A 403-nucleotide genomic window follows, 5' to 3' on the forward strand; every position below is an offset into this window, starting at 1 on the left:
TAATACAAGGGCATGCAGATTACACAAAAGGAAATAGATTTAATAGAATTGAGTCTCTTATTCTTATGCCTACAATAAGAAAGTTGGGGAATGCAATATTATCATTTGTCAATAAAGTGTCTAGCGGTTATTGGAAGGTAATGGATCCAACTAATGGCTACACTGCTATCCATCGTTCAGCTCTTTTAGAACTACCATTAAATAAAATTAGCCAAAGATATTTTTTCGAAAGTGATATGCTATTTCGTTTGGGTACGATTAGAGCTGTTGTTCAAGATATATCAATGGACGCAAAATATGATGATGAAGAAAGCAGTTTAGAAGTTAAAAAAGTTATCTTTGAATTTACGCCGTTATATATTAAATCATTTTTTAAACGTATATTTTACGCATACTTTCTGCG

1 pseudogene is annotated in these 403 nt (G+C 31.5%); it reads left to right on the top strand.

Going from position 1 to position 403, the window contains the following annotated elements:
• A pseudogene (locus AB4496_RS05415) lies at positions 1-403 on the top strand (glycosyltransferase family 2 protein); the annotation flags it as partial.

The organism is Vibrio sp. 10N.222.46.A1, from assembly GCF_041473595.1.
Taxonomy (GTDB): Bacteria; Pseudomonadota; Gammaproteobacteria; order Enterobacterales; family Vibrionaceae; genus Vibrio; species Vibrio tasmaniensis_A.